The sequence below is a fragment of the Pedobacter sp. 22163 genome, from assembly GCF_052045595.1.
In the GTDB taxonomy this organism is placed as follows: Bacteria; Bacteroidota; Bacteroidia; order Sphingobacteriales; family Sphingobacteriaceae; genus Pedobacter.
Map to the genome: position 1 here is coordinate 278933 of NZ_JBQEPM010000007.1, position 15511 is coordinate 294443.

General features: G+C 37.7%; 16 protein-coding genes. 2 read left to right on the forward strand and 14 right to left on the reverse strand.

Annotation, left to right across the window (positions count from 1 at the left end; translation table 11 throughout):
- Positions 1-31 precede the first annotated feature (31 nt).
- The 14 genes from ACTJKN_RS19255 to hemA form a co-directional block, all read right to left on the reverse strand.
- Entirely contained in the window at positions 32-790 is a 759-nt protein-coding gene (locus ACTJKN_RS19255; protein ID WP_440827352.1) for a hypothetical protein, read from the reverse strand.
- Entirely contained in the window at positions 771-1340 is a 570-nt protein-coding gene (locus ACTJKN_RS19260; RefSeq protein WP_121283711.1) for an RNA polymerase sigma factor, read from the reverse strand. Before ACTJKN_RS19260 ends, ACTJKN_RS19255 begins: the two co-directional genes overlap by 20 nt.
- A 354-nt stretch (positions 1341-1694) precedes the next feature.
- Positions 1695-2852 carry a hypothetical protein gene (locus tag ACTJKN_RS19265; protein ID WP_440827353.1) on the reverse strand — a complete coding sequence of 386 codons (1158 nt, stop codon included), beginning with the start codon at positions 2850-2852 and terminating at the stop codon, positions 1695-1697.
- 190 nt (positions 2853-3042) lie between these two features.
- Entirely contained in the window at positions 3043-3603 is a 561-nt protein-coding gene (locus tag ACTJKN_RS19270; protein ID WP_440827354.1) for a CopD family protein, read from the reverse strand.
- A gap of 28 nt (positions 3604-3631) precedes the next feature.
- Positions 3632-3913 (reverse strand): type II toxin-antitoxin system YafQ family toxin, encoded by a 282-nt coding sequence (locus ACTJKN_RS19275; RefSeq protein ID WP_440827355.1) that lies wholly within the window; start codon positions 3911-3913, stop codon positions 3632-3634.
- Positions 3914-4120 carry a hypothetical protein gene (locus ACTJKN_RS19280; RefSeq protein ID WP_057932005.1) on the reverse strand — a complete coding sequence of 69 codons (207 nt, stop codon included), beginning with the start codon at positions 4118-4120 and terminating at the stop codon, positions 3914-3916. It abuts the gene before it with no gap.
- 58 nt (positions 4121-4178) lie between these two features.
- Positions 4179-5204: a uroporphyrinogen decarboxylase gene (hemE, locus tag ACTJKN_RS19285; RefSeq protein WP_440827356.1), complete on the reverse strand. Its 1026-nt coding sequence runs from the start codon at positions 5202-5204 to the stop codon at positions 4179-4181.
- A 183-nt stretch (positions 5205-5387) separates the two neighbouring features.
- A complete protein-coding gene (locus ACTJKN_RS19290) occupies positions 5388-5903 on the reverse strand; it encodes a hypothetical protein (protein WP_440827357.1) in 516 nt (171 codons plus the stop codon).
- Positions 5903-6607 carry a response regulator transcription factor gene (locus tag ACTJKN_RS19295; RefSeq protein WP_025146905.1) on the reverse strand — a complete coding sequence of 235 codons (705 nt, stop codon included), beginning with the start codon at positions 6605-6607 and terminating at the stop codon, positions 5903-5905. The genes ACTJKN_RS19290 and ACTJKN_RS19295 overlap by 1 nt, the downstream gene beginning before the upstream one ends.
- 8 nt (positions 6608-6615) lie before the next feature.
- On the reverse strand, positions 6616-7482 hold the full coding sequence (locus ACTJKN_RS19300; RefSeq protein WP_440827358.1) for a sensor histidine kinase: 867 nt from the start codon (positions 7480-7482) through the stop codon (positions 6616-6618).
- A 111-nt stretch (positions 7483-7593) separates the two neighbouring features.
- Positions 7594-8964: a glutamate-1-semialdehyde 2,1-aminomutase gene (gene hemL / locus ACTJKN_RS19305; RefSeq protein ID WP_440827359.1), complete on the reverse strand. Its 1371-nt coding sequence runs from the start codon at positions 8962-8964 to the stop codon at positions 7594-7596.
- Between the two features lie 152 nt (positions 8965-9116).
- Entirely contained in the window at positions 9117-10085 is a 969-nt protein-coding gene (hemB, locus tag ACTJKN_RS19310) for a porphobilinogen synthase (protein ID WP_440827360.1), read from the reverse strand.
- A 169-nt stretch (positions 10086-10254) separates the two neighbouring features.
- Complete coding sequence (hemC, locus tag ACTJKN_RS19315; protein WP_440827361.1) at positions 10255-11835, reverse strand: hydroxymethylbilane synthase; 1581 nt, start codon at positions 11833-11835, stop codon at positions 10255-10257.
- Positions 11836-12252: 417 nt separating this feature from the next.
- A complete protein-coding gene (gene hemA, locus ACTJKN_RS19320; protein WP_440827362.1) occupies positions 12253-13479 on the reverse strand; it encodes a glutamyl-tRNA reductase in 1227 nt (408 codons plus the stop codon).
- Between the two features lie 637 nt (positions 13480-14116).
- Here hemA and ACTJKN_RS19325 point away from each other — a divergent pair.
- Positions 14117-14944 (forward strand): alpha/beta hydrolase family protein, encoded by an 828-nt coding sequence (locus ACTJKN_RS19325; protein WP_440827363.1) that lies wholly within the window; start codon positions 14117-14119, stop codon positions 14942-14944.
- 27 nt (positions 14945-14971) lie between these two features.
- Positions 14972-15505 carry a hypothetical protein gene (locus ACTJKN_RS19330; protein WP_440827364.1) on the forward strand — a complete coding sequence of 178 codons (534 nt, stop codon included), beginning with the start codon at positions 14972-14974 and terminating at the stop codon, positions 15503-15505.
- Positions 15506-15511 lie beyond the last annotated feature (6 nt).

A 15511-nucleotide genomic window follows, 5' to 3' on the forward strand; every position in this document is an offset into this window, starting at 1 on the left:
CTAAAATCTGTAAATCCTGAACAATCCTGGCTTACTTCTTATTTCGTTTACCTATTTTAAACGGGCCGATATTAATTGATGCCAAAGAAGAATCATCATCATCCGTACGGAACTGGATCAGTTTATCTTTTCTTTTGTCCATTTTATTAACAATGAGGTTTACCACATCGCCAACATTACGGATACCTCTATTGCTCTGTTCGTTATCGTTAACAGGTTCATCCGTGTTAACTGGCGTTGCAACAAGCGCAGTTACAACCTCTTCTTTTGGCTGTAAAATCGCCTCTTCGATTCTTGTTTTAATATCCTTTTTAGGTTCTTCTACTTTAGCTACAATTGTTTCTTGTTTTTGCATTTCAGGCGCCGTAACTATCCGTGGTTGCTCCGCAGCAGGTTTAACGTCTTGTTTCACCTTTGTTTTGGCAACAGCACTTACCGCTTTAGGTTGAACTGGCAAAACTGGTGTTATATTTTCAACTGGGGCAACAATTGTAGCCGAAGAATCTTTAACAACTGGCTCTTGTACCAGTGGTTTCGTTTTTTCAATCGTGTTACTGGCCAGTTGTTTACCTCCGCTGCTTATATTTTGCTGTTGATAAACCAAAACCCCAATAGTAGCGATCAATAACACAGCGGCCGCAGACAACCAATAAATCGGTATGATTCTTTTTTTCTTAGGTGTTATTTCGCTTTCAATATTGCTCCATAAATCCCTTGAAGGTGTTACTTCCGCATCAGCAAAAGCATCCTTAAATAGCTGATCAAAATCCTTATCCCGTATAGGTTGCATAACCAAATCCCTCCATTTTTATAATTTCTTCTTTTAATATTGCTCTTGCTCTCGACAGTTGCGATTTACTCGCGCCTTCTGAGATTCCAAGTGTTTCTCCAATTTCTTTGTGCGAATAACCTTCTATTACGTACATGTTAAAAACCATGCGGTAACCATCTGCCAATTTTTGTATCACCTTCATTAAATCCTGCATTCCTAAAGTACCAAAATCAAATCCGGTTGATGGTTGCTCGTAAGCTTCATCTATTTCTACCACATTTAAGCTGCGTAAATTTTTACGGTAACTTTCAATGGCAGTGTTCACCATAACCCTTCTAATCCAGCCTTCAAAAGAACCATCGCCCCTATACTCTTTTATTTTCTGGAAAATTTTAATATATCCCATCTGCAGCACGTCTTCTGCCTCCATTTTATCTTTGGCGTAGCGCATACAAACGGCCAACATTTTCGATGCCGTTTGCTTGTAAAGCAGCTCCTGCATCTTCCGGTCGCCAGCTTTGCAGCCTTCCATCAAATCGTTTATCGTATAGCTTCGCGTCAATTTCATTGTGTGTTTGTATATAGAAGATGGCAGATTACAAACAATGGTTGCATGAGGAGAGAAAAAAAGTTAAATAAGGTTAAAAACAGCTAAATATCTATTGATTATCAATGAGATACATTTAAAATATTTTTTTAAGAAAGATATAGATTTTTTATTTGAAAATGAACGTGCAGCATTTTCATCGGGAGCAGCAGTCCCGCTATTCGCTTCAAAGCCTCGGTTCGTTCCTCACCTTCGTGTTTTACGCTGCTATCGGGTTTAGAAACAATGGCAGGGCTTAAAACAACAAACCCCGAAGGTTTATATACCTTGGGGTTTGAAATGATATGAATTTAGCTACCCTAAACCTTATACCTTTTACCTCTCAGCTTTCTTCACCTTAAACAATTTGAAATCTTGTTTATAAGTTAAGAAGAATGAATGGTTAAACTGAAGTTGTTTATCGGTATGGTCTAAATCTATATGCGGTTCGAAACGCACATCAAGATATAAATGTGGAATTAACTCTTTTTGATACGCATAACGCAACGAAACAATGTTTCTTGAACTTTGTCTCAAGCCTGGACTGTAGAGGTTATCTGATACCGATTCATAAAGTGGCATGCCTTTAATCGAAATAAAGTTATTGCCCTTCCAGTAAGAGGCCACTAAACTGCCCCATTTACTTTCTACACCAGCATTTAACCATAAACCAAAACCACCTTGGTAAGCCCTTCTTTTGTCAGGAGAGAAATCTTTGTAAACGGCAATATAGTTATCAGTATATACCTGTTTAATATTGGAATTAACGTCTTTATGCAGCTTTATACCAGTTGCGCCATTAAACATGGTGGTAATCGGGATTTCTTTTAACACATCAATTTGCCCGCCCTGGTGGAAAGCTAAAAACTGTGCAGGAATACTCAATTTCCAGTCGTCATTTTTTATTAAAAAACTTTCGGTTGATAAACCACCAATAATCTCTTCTTTCGCCGGATCACCCTTATAAATCATTTTTTGCCAGGCAATCCAGGCATCTAAGGTAAATTTCTTACGCTCAACCAATAACTGCGTTCCATATTCAATTGGTGTAGTTATGGTTCTTTCGAAATCGTATAAAGGTTCAATATATTTATGCTGAATGTTTCCTTCTAAACTTCCAAAAATTAAGGTGAGGTTACGCTTATGGTATTTTACGCTAAACAATGGTTTGGCATCAGAAATTCCGTTCCGTCCGAAATCTTTTCTGATGAAAGCACCTGCAGTAATGGCCAGATTTGGATGTGCATAATAAACGATCTGCGGCTGCAATTGCGTTCCGTACAAAGTATAACCATCATGAAAATCGTTGGTATACTCGTAATTACGGACGTAATTTAAATTGTAGAAATTGAAGTGAACCTCATTGGTTAAGCTGCTATCGGGGCGAATCCTGTTTTCGAAGGCCGATTGATTAAACTGTGCCGAAGCGAAATAAGCACTAAAAAGAAATGGTATTAAGAGTAAGGTCTTTTTCAGACCTGTATTTGTAAACATGCGCTTTGATTTTATCGCCCAAATTTAGAATAGTTTTTGGTTTATTTAACCGCGAGGCACGCGAAGTTTACGCAAAGGAAACAAAGTGATTTACGAGTCGACCACTAAGGTATAAAGGACACAAAGTTTTTATTAACACCTCTAATTAAAAACAATATTCTCGGTGCCCTGGTGAATTGTGGTATAAAGATTATTCGCCACGTTTTTTACGATAGTTCTTGTATAGTTTAACCGCAATCATAATGGCCATTGCTATGCCCATTATCCCTATTAAACCGTAAATCCAGTTAATGGCGTTTTTCAGGATTACCACAAATACAATGGCAATCATAAAAATCGTCGCCAACTCGCGCCACAACCTCAACTGAAAGCTGGTTAGTTTGTACTGATCGTTTTTAAGCTGTTTAACGATGTTTTGACAAATGAAATGATAAATGAGTAAGCCCACTACGAAACCTAGCTTTACCCACATCCAATCGGCATTAAGCAAGTCTGGATTTAAAGCCAACATAGATATACCTGCCAAAACAGAAATGATCATGGCCGGGGTAGCAATAATTTTCCATAATGTAGCCTCCATTTTAACAAACTGTTTCTGGAGAATACTTTTTTCAGGTTCGGGCTTATCGTTAGCCTCAGTGTGATAAATAAAAAGACTCAGGATATAAAACAGTCCCGCCATCCAGCTAATTACAAATACAATATGTACTGCTTTGAAATATTGGTAATATGGCAATAAGGTTTCTATCATTGAATGTTTGTAGAATAAAGCCTTTTATTTAAAATAAATCAGAATGTGTTCCGACCCTTAATAGAATTATTTCTTTTGCGTCGGTTATCTCAAACCATATGATCAATAAATCAGGCTCAATATGAGCTTCCCAATTGTCCTTATAGTTTCCAACTAATTTATGCGGGCGATGCTTCTTATCAATTCCACTGGCACCATCAATCTCTAATTTAAATAGAAAATCCTTAATGAGATTTATGCTCTTTGCAGAACGTTTCTTCATTAGCTTAATATCTTTATCAAATTGATTGGTAGGCTTTAGAACAAACATCTACAAGGAATTGATATACGAATTTATATCTTTAATCGGTTCGCCTATCCCAATACCCTTGTGTGCATCATCGATAGTTTTTTGCGTAACTGAATTGGGTACAGATTTACCCGCACTCTCCTTTTTAAAAGTAACACCAAGCTCCTTTAAAAGCTGTTTTACCAATTCGCTTTTTTTTTCAGGAATGTTTATAATAAGTGTTTCCATATCCAAATATAACGATTTACAGCAACCGTTCAAAGCCCCCTTTATGAGATTTAGGGGGTTAATACCTAAACTCTTTTACCACTTCAATTGCATACTTCACATTATCGAAAGGAATATCTGGCATAATACCATGACCTAAATTGAAGATAAAACCTTCAGTGCCACGCATACGTTCGAATAATTTATGGATCTGTGCTTTAATTACCGCTTTATCTGCATATAAAATATGTGGATCTAAATTTCCCTGTACGGCAATACCTTTTGGCAAAGCATTTTTAATATTCAATAAATCAGCGTTCCAATCAACCGAAATTACGTCTGGTTTGGCTTCTGCCATTATCGGAGCAAAAACCGAACTTCCTTTACAGAAAGAAATCACCGGAATATCTTTTCTGTTTAGGTTAGCAATAATTTCCTCAATATAACGGTGAGAAAACTCCTGATAATCATTCCATGATAAAGCAAGTGCCCAACTGTCGAAAATCTGAACAGCATTAACACCAGCAGCAATCTGAAGATTCAGGTAGTCAGCCGTTACTTTAGCAATTTTAGCCAAAAGTTTGTGTGCCAGCTCTGGCTGATTGTGAATAAAGAGCTTGGTTAATTTAAAATCTTTAGACGAACCTCCTTCAATTAAATAACTCATCACCGTAAATGGTGCACCTGCAAAGCCAATCAATGGAATTCTGCTATCCAATCGTTGTTGAATCACTTTAATCGCATCGGCAACGTACTGCAATTCGTCCAGGCAATCAACATTTAAGTTTTCAATGTCTTGAGCGGTACGTACCGGATTTGCAAATTTAGGACCAACACCTTGTGTAAAACTTAAGTCACCGCCCATAGCCTCACCAGTTACCAAAATATCACAGAATAAAATCGCGGCATCAATATCCAACAAATCAACAGGTAACATGGTCACATCTGCTGCAATTTCTGGAGTCTTACACATCTCTAAAAAAGAGTATTTGTTTTTAATTTCCCAATATTGTGGCATAAAACGACCTGCCTGACGCATCATCCATACTGGTGGGCGTTCGGTTTGTTTTGAAAATGCTGCGTCTAAAAATAAGTTATTCTTCATGATTTGTAATTGGTGTTCCTTAGTCAACGTCCCCCTGAATTTAGTTCAGGGTCTTATTGTAAAAAAGATGCTGAACTAAATTCAGCATGACGAATCGGGCGCAAAGGTATTAAATAAAAAAAAAACGAAGTACCTTTTTATCCCTAAACTGGTGCTTCGTTATTCAAAATGACAATATTAATATTATAACTTGCTTATTTCTTTTTCAATTTTAACGATAATGTCTTTCGAGCGTTGCGTTTCGGCAAGTTCTTTGGCCAATTTCGTATAAGCTTCTGCCCTTTCTCTATCTTTCTTCCGCAAAGCGAGATTAGCCAAATGGATCAGCACATACGATTTCTCGTTTTTTCCGCCCACCGGAAAACGACTCGCCAACTGAAAGTGATATTCAGCCTTATCGTAGTCTTCTTCTTTCAAAGCTATATTGCCTTGCATAAATTCGTAATAACCCCTTCGACTTTTAGCTAAGCGCTCTGGCTTAACCACCTCTGCCAATAAGGCTTTGGTTTTACCGAATTCGTTGTTTTTGAAATGTTTCGATGCCATCAAAACTGAACTATGTTTAAAATGGCTCCAAACAACAAAAGCAAATAAAAGCCCTGAGACAGCGGCTAACTGGTATTGATTGTAAAAAATACAAACCAACGCAGCCAGCACGAAAACTGCCATTAAAGCATATCTGCCTTTATTATTGTACATTAATGACTATCAGTAAATTTATAGCCTACACCACGGATCGAGTGGAAATAAACTGGATTTTTTTGATCTGGTTCGAAATACTTACGGAAAGTTAAAATGAAATTATCGATTGTTCTTGTTGAAGGATAAACATCATAATTCCAAACAGTTTCTAAAATCTGCTCTCTTGAAACCGCATCATTTTTACGCTCGATCAACAGTTTCAACAACATCGTTTCCTTTTTGGTTAACGGCGTTATGGTACCATCATCGTGTTTTAATTCGAAAGAGTTAAAATAGATTGTTTTATCGCCGATTTTGTAAGAATTCAATTCTTTTAAATCATCAGATTTTAAACTGCGTTTAACCAAAATACCAACACGAAGAATTAATTCTTCTAAGTTGAAAGGTTTAACCAAATAATCGTCAGCTCCTTTTTTCAAACCTAAAACACGGTCTTCTGAAGTGTTTTTAGCTGTTAAAAACATAATCGGAACTTCTGCATTCTCTAAACGGATTGTTTCACAAACCTGGAAACCATCCATTTCAGGCAACATTACGTCTAAAATAATTAGATTAAAGCGTTCTTCTTTAAAAATTTTAAGAGCGGTTTTGCCATCTTTAACGGCGTGAACTTTATAACCCTCAAGTTCGAGGTTTAATTTGATAGCATCTAACAAGTGATCCTCGTCTTCTACCAATAGAATTCTTAATTTTTGTGACATAATTGAGATTAACTAAATGTTACTTCAAAAATACTTCCTTGGGGCAGATTGTCTTTTACTGTAATATCTGCATCATGGTATTGTAAAACCTCCTTCACAATAAACAAGCCTAAACCTGTTCCTTTCGCTTTTCTGACATTCTCGTTACCAACGCGGTAAAACTTATCAAATATCAACATTTTTTCGGCATCTGAAATACCCGGCCCCTGATCCATTACACTTAATTGAATATGCCCGTCAACTTTGTTTAAATGCACATTTATCTCATCGCACGGGTTCGAATACTTCACCGCATTCTCAATTAAATTGGTCACTACTGACGATAAGGCAAATTTGTCACCCATTACCTGCAAATTTGGCTGAATTTTAGCATTTATAATCTGCTCACATCCACAAGAATGAACCTGCAACCTATCTGTGATCTTATATACCAGCTCCGAGAAGTTAAATTCTTCCTTCGGAAAAGTATAGGAACGGTTTTCAATCTTGGTGGCCAATAACATATTTTCAACAAGATCATCCAAACGCTCAATATCTTTTAACGAATTGTTAAGCAATGAAGTTTGGCGTGCTTTATCCAAATCACGTTTAACAATAGTTTGAATAGAAAGTTTTATTGCCGCCAAAGGCGATTTCAGCTCATGAGTAATAGACATTAGAAAGTTCTGCTGCTGCTCTCTTAATTTATCTTCACGTTTTAACGATTGATGAAGAAAATAGCCGCCAATACAGAGCAAGAACAAAAATACCGAACCTTCGCCCATAATCATGGTCATTCGGCTCGGCTGCAAACGCACCACCAATGTTCCCCACGAAATGAGTTGAATCAGTGCATAAAGCAATAATGCGTAAAATATAATTATAGATTTCTTCATTCGTCGATTTTTCCTTCGGGTTGATTACACAGATTTTTGGATTTCACAGATTATTTTTCCCATGGTTCGTGTCTCCACGAACCATCATTATGTCCTAGCTTAAAAAAACCCTTACTTCTTAAATACTAAATCTAATGCTTCAAAAATAGCTCTTTTTGCTTTCTCCAATTCGATCTTAGTATGTGCTGAAGATACGAAACCAACTTCATATCCCGATGGGCCTAAATAAATTCCTCTATTCAGTAACTCACGGTGCATAATTTTGAATTTCTCCATGCTGCTGGCATCAATATCATCAGCCGATTGGATTTTATCTTTATCGGTAAAAGCAAACCAGAAGATAGAACCAATGGTAAATACCTTAAATTTATAGTTACGTGCGGTTGCAAAACGCTGAATACTGGCTACAAATTCTTGCGCTTTGGTGTTCAGATCTTTGTAAAAGCTTGATTTGTTCAGTTCAGTTAATGTTGCAATGCCTGCTGCCATAGCCACCGGATTTCCAGACAAGGTACCTGCCTGATACACACCACCATCAGGAGAGATATGTGCCATAATTTCAGCACGTGCACCATACATCCCAACAGGTAAGCCACCACCAATGATTTTGCCATAAGTAACAATATCAGGTGTAATGCCATAATGCGCTGCAGCTCCTTCAAAACCTACCCTGAAACCGGTAATAACTTCATCAAAAATCAGAAGGGAACCGTTATCCGTACAAATTTTACGTAAGAAATGAATATATTCTTCATCTTGAATAATCAAACCATTATTTGCCGGAATGCCCTCAATAATTACCGCAGCAATCTGGTCTTTGAACTGAGCAAAAGCTTGTTCAATAGCTGTTTTATCATTTAGAGGAACCACTATGGTTTCTTCAGCAAAAGATTTTGGCACACCTGCAGAAGAGGTTTCACCAAAAGTAACCAAACCAGAACCGGCTTTAACCAAAAGCGAATCGCTATGCCCGTGGTAACAGCCTTCGAATTTTAAAATCTTATCGCGACCGGTAAAACCTCTTGCCAAACGAATGGCCGACATTACCGCTTCGGTACCTGAACTCGTAAAACGGATTTTCTCAACAAAACGGTTGTTTTTGATAATCAGCTCAGCCAATTCATTTTCTAAGGCCGTTGGCGCACCAAAGCTCATTCCGTTCTGCATTACCTCGGTAACTTTCTCGCGGATTTTAGGATTGTTATGTCCCAAAATTAATGGCCCCCAACTGCCACAGAAATCGATAAACTGATTACCATCGGCATCCCATATATAACAGCCATCACCTTTTTCGATAAAAAGCGGTGTACCGTAAACGGATTTAAAAGCCCTTACGGGTGAGTTTACCCCACCAGGGAAATACGTTTTTGATTTTTCGTACAGTTCGGCAGATTTTACCCTCGAAATATCAGGTTTACTACCTGTATTTACCGGAATATCAGCTTCGTTGCCTGAAAACATTTTCTTTAATGAATCTAACATTTTTTTTTAAGGTATAAGGCAAAAGGCGTAAGGTTTAAGGTTAATAGCATACGCCAAAGAACCAAATATTACATTTACCTATATTTTTAACATGGTGTAGATAAAGAATGGCAAGGAAACCCTATACCTTAAGCCCTTTACCTTTCACCTTTTTAAAGCCAGTCGTTATTTAAAATATCTTTAATATGGTAAGTGGTAATAATACTTGCGCCTGCACGGGCAAAGGCATGCATGGTTTCCATTACTACTTTTTGTTCATCTATCCAACCGCGCTCTGCAGCTGCTTTAACCATTGAGTATTCACCTGATACATTGTAAACCGCAATTGGCAAATTGGTATCTTGTTTTAACCTTTGGATAATATCCAGATAAGCTAAACCTGGTTTCACCATTAACACATCAGCACCTTCTTGCTCATCCAAAGCGGCTTCGCGTAAAGCCTCTAAAGGGTTTCTGAAGTCCATCTGGTAAGCTTTTCTATCACCTTTGCTTGGCGCACAGTCTGCAGCCTCTCTGAAAGGGCCGTAATAGGCAGAAGCAAATTTTGTGGCATGGCTCATAATAGCCGCGTTTACAAAACCGTTTTCATCTAAAAGATTACGCATGGCTTCAATCCTTCCGTCCATCATGTCAGACGGGGCAAACATATCAGCACCAGCTTCGGCATGCGTTAAAGCCATTTTAGCGATTACGGCTACTGTTTTATCATTTTGAACATAATCGTTTTCTAATATACCGCAATGGCCATGGGTAGTATAAGAACAAACGCAAACATCGGTAATTACATATAAATCATCACCGAACTGTTTTTTTAATTCACGAACGGCAGTTGGAACCAAGGAATGATCATGATAAGCCGATTTCGCGTCTTCAGATTTTTCATCGCCCACACCGAAAAGCATAATTTTGTTGAGTCCTTTTTTCATTCCGGTCTCTACATCTTTAACCAAGGTATCAACCGAATAATGGTTTACTCCTGGCATGGCATCGATGGTGTGGGTAACATTACTGCCTGGCACTATAAAATAAGGGTACACAAACATATCTTTCGATAACCGGGTTTCGGCTACCATCTCTCTCACCAATGGGTTTTTCCTTAATCTACGCGGACGATTTAACATTTTATTTGTATCAAGTATTTAGTATCAAGTATCGAGACCTGAATATCTTTTTATTTTTTCCTTACGGGATGATTACACAGATTGAATGATTACACAGATTTTTGGATTTCATAAATGGCCTTACGCTTTCTGCCCTTTACCTTACGCCCTAAACCTTATGCCTTAAACCTTACTTAATCTCAATCCCAAACACTGCTTCTGCTAACCCAATTTCATCAGGCGAATAAGGTAAAGCATATTTCACACCCATTTCATCAAATTTCTTACCGGTAGAGTTTCCAATGGCAATTACCTGTTGGCCTGGCTCCAATAAATTATCAGCGAAATAGGCATCAACATTTGATGGGCTGGTAAAAATCAGTACATCGGCATAACTTTGGTCAATATCGTCTTCGATTACTGTTTCGTAAATCGGCAGATCGATTATTTTAGCATCAGCTGGTAATGATTTTTGAATCGATTGTAAAGAATCCTGTGCTCTTGGAAACAGTATTTGCTGACCGCCAACCAATTGCGCAAAATCTTCGGCAACTTCGGTAATATCGCCACTTTCGCCAACAAAATCGGCAATATGGCCAAATTTACGCAAGGCATCTTCTGATCCTCTTCCTACCACGCCAAACCTTGTTTTCTTTGGCAGTACCGGTTTTAAGTTGAAAAAATATTCTACACTATTGCGGCTACTGAAGAAAACCCAGTCTATATGCCTTAAAATAAACTGATCTAAAACCGTTACTATTGGGAACGTACGGATCAACGAACGCCCTTCTATTTCGATATTACTATTTTCTAATGCCCTGCGGAAATAACTGTGTTCGCCAATTTCGCGTGAGATGAAAACCTTTGCTGGTTTCTTCCTTTCTGCATTAAACTTGTCCACAATTTTTTCTGCCAAACCTTCGGTACTTTCTGCGCGTAAAAACAAGCGCTCAGGAAAATGATCGGCCGTTTCGGCTTTTGAAGTCCATATTTCGAATTTTCCGTTCTCTTTTTTGCAATAACAGCCCAAAGGCATGTGGCAACCTCCTTCGAAAAGGTTTAACACCTTACGTTCTACGGTTACTGTCTCTGCCGTTTCTGGGTCGTGCAATTTTTGCAGTGCATCAAAAAGCTCTGTATCATTTTCCCTGATCTGAATAGCCAAAGCGCCCTGAGCGGGTGCCGGAATAAACTCAGTAGTTTCTAATTCTTCCACATGCAAATCGCTTACATCAAGATTTAAGCGCTTAACACCAGCTTTTGCAATCAGAATGGCATCATAATCTTCATCACGAAGTTTTTGGATACGGGTGGGTACATTTCCGCGTAAATCTTCAACCTCTAAATCGGGACGTAAACCCAATAGCTGAGCTTTGCGGCGATTGGATGAAGTGCCAACCATTGCGCCTTTTTTTAACGAAAGCTTTTGCGAAACATCTACACAATCTTTTAAAATCAACAGGTATTCACTTGCTTCTTCACGTGGTGGTAAAGCGGCGATAATCAACCCTTCAGGGTGTGTAGTAGGTAAATCTTTAAGGCAATGTACAGCCAGATCAATTGTTCCACCCAAAAGCTCTTCTTCCAATTCTTTGGTAAAAAAGCCTTTGCCTTCCAGTTTATCTAATCTTAAATTCAGGATTTTATCGCCCTGCGTTTTAATGATTTTTATTTCTGCTTGTATTCCAATCGCAGCCAATTCATCTTTTATATGATTTGCTTGCCATAAAGCCAGGTCGCTACCGCGTGTTCCAATGGTTAATTTCTTCACTATAAAGGTTAAATGAGTTGCAAATTTAATTTAATTAGTGGTTTATACCATGAATTGTTTAAAAATGAGACAGTGAGGTTACAGAATAGGGAATTTAAAGGATTTCTGTGACATTATGCGTACGGCTTGTCATTCTGAGCGCAGCGAAGAATCGCTAAGCGACACGACTCTCCCCATAAATAAAATTCAAATGTTTTTTATGTTAGATGGCGTTTGAACCATATAAGGAATGTAAATCCATTTAAGTTGATTGCATGAAAGATGCTGAAACAAGTTCAGCATGACGACAAGGGAATTGGTTTCCGGATTTATCTAAAGATAAAAGATTCTTCACTGCGTTCAGAATGACAGAAAAAGAATGATAGAAACGAGATTTGGCGTTCTTGGCGCCTGCCCTTAGCGATCTTTGCGGTAAAATTAGGATTGATTTACCAAAATTTCTTTGGCCATTACCATTGGAACGCTGATGTATTTTTTCTCCATGTAGTTCATTACACGCTCTAAAACTTCGCGTGAGGCTTCATCCATCTGACTAATTTCATCAGCAAATACACCATTTATGGCTGTATTTTTGATTTCTTTAATCTTTCTTGGTACTTCCTGCATCGCCAGTTCAATACGGCGTTGTTTTAAAACAGAGAAAAATTCGATAATGTTGTTGCTGATAATTTCTTCTGCATGAACCAGTTCGTTATAACGTTCCTGGATATTTTTGCGTGCTACCTCTTTCAGAGATTCTACTTCGATATAATGTACAGGGTTGTTATGAATTACTGCTGGCGTAACATCATTCGGGATGGCCAAATCTACAATTACCTTTTTTCCCTGATCGCCATTTAAAAGTTTGGCGTATAAGGCTTCATTAATAATGGCCTCGGTTGAGCCGGTACAGGTAATGATCACATCAAATCCTTCATTAAAATCTTCAAGGGCTGCTAAAGGATAAGCCTTACCACCTAGTTCTTGTGCCAAAGATTCGGCCTTAGAAAAGGTACGGTTGAAAATCGAGAAATTGGAGTATTTATGTTTGTTGAGGTATTTTGCAATGTTCTGATTGGTTTCGCCGGCGCCAATAATCAAGATACGTGAGTTGCCACACATATTTAACTCTTTTAGCTTACGGTAGGCCAATGAAACAACAGAAACCGGATTTTTTGAAATATTGGTGTGCGTATAAACTTCTTTTGCAGTTTTAACCACACGATCCATAATCATACGCATGTAATCGCCAGTAAAACCTGCATCACGGCAGTTTTCATAAGCTTTACGGATCTGTGCAAGAATTTCTTTTTCGCCAACCACCAAACTCTCTAAAGAGCAGGATGTTCTGAGCAAATGGTTAAAAGCCTCTTCGTTTTCGTATACCGTAACATTATCCAGAAAACGCTCCATAAATTCAGGAGGTAGTCCCATGTCTAAAACAGTAAGGAATCTGGTTACAAATTCCTTGTCGGTTTTCTCTTTGGTAAGGAAAACGAACTCCACACGGTTACAGGTTCCGATATAGAAAATTTCACTAACGGGAAGTTCCGCTTGAACATTCTTCAACCTGCTATCTAAACTCTGATCACAAATAACTAATTTCCCTAAAGATTTCAGGTCGATGTGGTGATGCGTAAAAGCTATTACTTTTAAATATTCCAAGTGCTTCCGTTATTAACTATTATCGGGATACAAAAGTAACAGGGTGAACGCATGTGACTGTCATTAACCTGTAATTTACATTAATTTAGAACGGTTTTAAATAAAGGACTTAAGATTAATTAAACCATATTGATTTATATGAATAAACCAATCTGTAAAATTTTTCTCTGTATTTACGCCCTCTTCTACATTCTGGCTGGATGTAACCACTTTTATCCACTACAGTATATTACGTGATTATGCCAAAATGGTTGCCTTCATCAGGCTTTTTAATTTATTTTTCCGGAATATTAAAAATCGTTTTTGGGTTTTATTGTCGATTAAGAAGACAAGAAAGTTTGCAGCGGGGTTAATTATACTGAAGTTGATCGCATTTTTATCCAGGCATATCTACATGATCCAGACGACTCGGTTCATATTTAGTAAAATACTGGTCACTCCGTTATGGTAAAATTGCCTTTACAATTGTTGTTTTGATGAGTCGTCATTTCGACCGCAGTGGAGAAATCTTTATAAATAAAGAGATTTCTCTCCCGAAAGTTCGGGACTGTGCTACAGTAGAATAAAGCCTCTTATCAAAAAAACACAACAAAATTAGATTTCGTAGGTTTATATTTTATACCAATTCCTTTAAATTATGATTACACAAAGCAATTTTAGCCTTAGCGGTGCTGACGGAAAATTAATTATCGGCGATATTACTTTCGATGAGAAAAACCCTAATACGCCCATTGTACTTTTTGTTCATGGCTTTAAGGGTTTTAAAGATTGGGGTGCACACAATTTAGTGGCCAGGCATTTTGCCAGTAATGGTTACCGTTACATCAAGTTCAATTTATCGCATAGCGGTGTGCCAGTTGATGATCCTAAAGATGTAACAGATATGGATTCCTTTGCAAACAATACGGTATCAAAAGAGCTTTTTGATTTAAATGCGGTACTCGATTTTATCGAAAAAGCCTATGGTAAAGACACAAAGGTAAACCTGATAGGGCATAGCCGCGGCGGTGGCTTATCAATTGTTGAGGCGGCGAACGATTTAAGGATCAACAAACTGATTACCTGGAGTGCCATTGGCGATTTTGCCAGTCTGTGGAAAGAAGAACAGGAAGCCGAATGGAAAAAAAATGGCAAAATCTTCGTTACCAATGCCCGAACGAAAGAACAGATGCCATTAAATGTTGGTTTATTGGAAGATCTGGAAGAGAATGCAGCAGCATTGAATATTTTAGCTGCTGCAAAACGGGTAAACATTCCGTGGTTGATTATCCATGGCGATGACGATGTAAATGTTCCTTTTAAAACAGCGCAAACTTTGGCAGAAGCCAACCCTGGCAGCAGATTAGTTAAAATTGAAGGTGCCAACCATGTTTATGGCGCTACACAACCTTATACTGGCGAAACTTTACCACCGCTTTTGTTTAAGGTTTGTGAAAAAGTAATCACTTTTATAAGTGAGGTATAAATTAATTATCTTGGGCCATCATAAATTATGGCTCAAGATAAAATCAACTTCTCAGGCTTCAATCAAGCTCTATTTAAGAAGATCTTAATTGGATTAACATTATTTTTCTGTTTTATCCTTTTTCTTGACAGTAATTTCTCGCCCGTAAAATCAAATGCTGAATTTATTGTTGATTTTGAGGGCTATCGCTCCAAAAACGGAAAAGAACGCATTTTTAGTGTTCAAACCCTTCATGAAAAATATAGGATCCCTCCTAAACTTTTCAATGAAATAAACGAGAAAGATTCCCTGCTAATCTATAGATCAAAAATAACCGGCATTATCCTTTATTATGGTTTAAGGAAACCTGATGTAATTATTGTTTGTAAAACCCGGTTTTTTAAGGGTGATTTTTTTGGATTAGTTACCAGTACTTTAGGTGTTTTGCTAGCGATAATTCTCTATTTTAACAGTAAATTAGCGCAAAACGTTACCCTTCAAGGAATTTTAGTCTTTTTGATTATCATTTCTTTGGTTTTCCTAAGAAACTACTTTGGTGGAAATTATTTATGGGAGTTCTAATTTTTT

Bases quoted from the DNA above. Each gene is read 5' to 3' on its own strand.
- hemB (WP_440827360.1), bottom strand. From the start codon at position 10,085: ATGTTAAATCGTCCGCGTAGATTAAGGAAAAACCCATTGGTGAGAGAG.
- hemL (WP_440827359.1), bottom strand. From the start codon at position 8,964: ATGTTAGATTCATTAAAGAAAATGTTTTCAGGCAACGAAGCTGATATT.
- ACTJKN_RS19260 (WP_121283711.1), bottom strand. From the start codon at position 1,340: ATGAAATTGACGCGAAGCTATACGATAAACGATTTGATGGAAGGCTGC.
- ACTJKN_RS19265 (WP_440827353.1), bottom strand. From the start codon at position 2,852: ATGTTTACAAATACAGGTCTGAAAAAGACCTTACTCTTAATACCATTT.
- ACTJKN_RS19275 (WP_440827355.1), bottom strand. From the start codon at position 3,913: ATGTTTGTTCTAAAGCCTACCAATCAATTTGATAAAGATATTAAGCTA.
- ACTJKN_RS19295 (WP_025146905.1), bottom strand. From the start codon at position 6,607: ATGTCACAAAAATTAAGAATTCTATTGGTAGAAGACGAGGATCACTTG.
- hemE (WP_440827356.1), bottom strand. From the start codon at position 5,204: ATGAAGAATAACTTATTTTTAGACGCAGCATTTTCAAAACAAACCGAA.
- ACTJKN_RS19325 (WP_440827363.1), top strand. From the start codon at position 14,117: ATGATTACACAAAGCAATTTTAGCCTTAGCGGTGCTGACGGAAAATTA.
- ACTJKN_RS19280 (WP_057932005.1), bottom strand. From the start codon at position 4,120: ATGGAAACACTTATTATAAACATTCCTGAAAAAAAAAGCGAATTGGTA.
- ACTJKN_RS19300 (WP_440827358.1), bottom strand. From the start codon at position 7,482: ATGAAGAAATCTATAATTATATTTTACGCATTATTGCTTTATGCACTG.
- ACTJKN_RS19290 (WP_440827357.1), bottom strand. From the start codon at position 5,903: ATGTACAATAATAAAGGCAGATATGCTTTAATGGCAGTTTTCGTGCTG.
- ACTJKN_RS19330 (WP_440827364.1), top strand. From the start codon at position 14,972: ATGGCTCAAGATAAAATCAACTTCTCAGGCTTCAATCAAGCTCTATTT.
- ACTJKN_RS19270 (WP_440827354.1), bottom strand. From the start codon at position 3,603: ATGATAGAAACCTTATTGCCATATTACCAATATTTCAAAGCAGTACAT.
- ACTJKN_RS19255 (WP_440827352.1), bottom strand. From the start codon at position 790: ATGCAACCTATACGGGATAAGGATTTTGATCAGCTATTTAAGGATGCT.